The 263-nt window shown below is 62.4% G+C and carries 1 protein-coding gene; it reads left to right on the forward strand.

Annotated elements, in window-relative coordinates; genetic code table 11:
- Nucleotides 1-263 (forward strand): SLBB domain-containing protein (locus tag EOD29_RS32610; RefSeq protein ID WP_206520572.1); only part of this gene is annotated, 263 nt, incomplete at both ends.

The following is a 263-nucleotide window of genomic DNA, read 5'->3' on the forward strand; positions in this document are numbered from 1 at the left end:
CCTGCCCGCGGCCGAACCCTGCAGCAACTCTCGGGACAGATCGCCCAGAAACTGCAGCAGGGCTATCTTCGCGATCCCGACGTCACCATCGATGTCGATCGCTACCGCTCGGTCTTCATCATGGGTGAAGTCGGCCAGCCCGGCCAGTATGCCTATGTTCCCGGCATGACGGTGCAGAATGCCATCGCTGTTGCCGGCGGTTTCACCAGCCGCGCCAACCAGCGCATGGTCGATGTCACCCGCAAGATCAACGGACAGGTGCT

It is taken from the genome of Mesorhizobium sp. M1A.T.Ca.IN.004.03.1.1 (assembly GCF_003997555.1).
Taxonomy (GTDB): domain Bacteria; phylum Pseudomonadota; class Alphaproteobacteria; order Rhizobiales; family Rhizobiaceae; genus Mesorhizobium.